We start from the raw sequence: 2,005 nt of genomic DNA, 5'->3' as shown, positions 1-2,005 counted from the left end.
CCGCGAGCCACTCAACCGCTCTCAAATGAATCGAGGCCAGTTGTGAACCAACTCGGATTCCCCTCTGAAATCACGGCCCAGGAGGTCGCCCGCGAGAAGACGCTGGGCGGCGCGATCAGCCTCTGCGCGAAGGCTGCCGGCCTGGAGCCGAAGGAGGTGCAGAGCCGCCTGAAGACCGACAAGGCGCAGTTCTCCCGCTGGACCGACGACGTCGAAGGCATCAAGTGGGAGAAGTTCATCGCGCTGATGGACGAGTGCGGCAACGACGCCCCGCTGCTGTGGATGCTCCACGCCCGCGGCTACGACCTCGCGAGCCTGCGCCGCCAGGAGACCGAGCTCGAGCGCCAGATTCGCGAGCTGAAGGAGGCGAACGAGATGCTGCTGCACGACAAGCGCGTGCTGACCGAAGCGTTGTCGGGGAGGGCCGCAGCATGAACTGCAAAAAGGGCGACATGGCCAGGATCGTGCACAGCCCGTTCCTGCCGAGCGCACTTCGACAGATCGTCGAGTGCGTCGATTTGACCCTCGCGAGCCCGGAGTTCCCCGATGTCTGTCCGGCGCCGTTCTGGCTCTGCCGGATCGCATTCCCGGAGCGCGTGTTCTCGCCCCAAGTGCCTCGCGAGACATTCCGCGCGGAAGTCGGCTCTCTGGTCGTGATCCCGGATGCGTGGCTCCGCCCGATCCGCCCCGGCGACGAAGAGGTCGATGCAACTGAAGAGGCAAGCAACGCACTCCCGAACGTCATGGCGCCGCGCCGCCAGGTGGAGTTCAGCCGGTGAGCAGCGACGACCCAATCACCTTCGGATCCGTCTGCTCAGGCATCGAGGCGGCCAGCGTCGCGTTCGGCCCGCTGGGCTGGGGCCCGGCGTGGTTCGCGGAGATCGAGGCGTTCCCCAGCGCCGTGCTCGCGCACCACTACCCGACCGTACCGAACCTCGGCGACATGACGACCATCGCCCGCCGCGTGCTGGCCGGCGAGGTCGATGCGCCAGATGTGCTTTGCGGCGGCACGCCGTGCCAAGCCTTCAGCGTCGCCGGCCTGCGCAACTCGCTCGACGACGCGCGCGGCAATCTCACCCTGAAATTCGTGGAGCTGGCAGATGCAATTGACCATCGACGGGATCGAGACGGCAAACCCGCCGCCAGCATCCTCTGGGAGAACGTCCCCGGTGTCCTCTCCACGAAGGACAACGCCTTCGGGTGCTTTCTGGCTGGGCTTGCCGGCGAAGATGAGCCACTCGTCCCGCCAGGGAAAAGGTGGACGGACGCTGGTGCTGTGTATGGTCCCCGGCGAGCAATCGCGTGGCGGACCCTGGACGCCCAATATTTCGGCCTGGCCCAACGCCGCCGTCGTGTGTTCGTTGTCGCAAGTGCTCGAGACGGGTTCGATCCCGCAGCGGTACTTTTTGAGTGGCAAGGCGTGCGCCGGGATTTTGCGCCGAGCCGGGGCCAGACGGAAGACGCTGCCGGCGCAGTTGCGGGCGGCGCTCGAAAGCGCGACGACATCCAGCCGGTCGCCGCCACCCTCGACGCCAGCTTCGGCCGACTGCAGGGCGCCAGTGGCCAGGACGCCAACCACGGCCACAGCCACCTGATCGCCGGGACCCTCGGCCAGCGATCAGCCGATCACACAAGCGGCCTGAAGTCCGAATCCGAATTCATCGTCGCGCACGCCTTCGGCGGGAACAACTGCAGCGGTCCGGTGTCTGTCTCGTCGGCTCTGTCGGCTCATGGCGGCTCGGGGCGGCTGGACTTCGAGACTGAGACCTTCATCGCGCACAGCCTGCGCGGCGAGGGATTCGATGCGAGCGAGGATGGATCGGGCCGCGGCACGTCGCTGGTGTTCGACACCACGCAGATCACCAGCGCAGAGAACCGAAGCAACCCGCAGCGCGGCGACCCCTGCCACCCGCTTGCGGCTGGCGCGCATCCGCCGGCCATCGCATTCAACGCGCGGCAGACCCCCATCAGCGGCCCCATCAGCGGCCCCATCAGCGGCCCCATC

At 67.2% G+C, this 2,005-nt stretch carries 3 protein-coding genes; all 3 read left to right on the top strand.

The features are described 5' to 3' along the window. Positions 1-42 precede the first annotated feature (42 nt). Complete coding sequence (locus BUE42_RS31340) at positions 43-435, top strand: hypothetical protein (protein WP_073469428.1); 393 nt, start codon at positions 43-45, stop codon at positions 433-435. Further along, positions 432-779, top strand: a complete 348-nt coding sequence (locus tag BUE42_RS31335; RefSeq protein WP_143171883.1) for a hypothetical protein — start codon at positions 432-434, stop codon at positions 777-779. The genes BUE42_RS31340 and BUE42_RS31335 overlap by 4 nt, the downstream gene beginning before the upstream one ends. Continuing rightward, positions 776-2,005, top strand: a 1,230-nt coding sequence (locus BUE42_RS34055; RefSeq protein ID WP_235002734.1) for a DNA cytosine methyltransferase, incomplete at its 3' end; no start/stop codon positions are given. The genes BUE42_RS31335 and BUE42_RS34055, both read left to right, overlap by 4 nt.

The sequence above is a fragment of the Rhizobacter sp. OV335 genome (assembly GCF_900142965.1).
Classification (GTDB): Bacteria; Pseudomonadota; Gammaproteobacteria; order Burkholderiales; family Burkholderiaceae_C; genus Rhizobacter.
The sequence above is the reverse complement of the archived record's forward strand: the minus strand, read 5'-3'. Positions and strand labels throughout refer to the sequence as shown.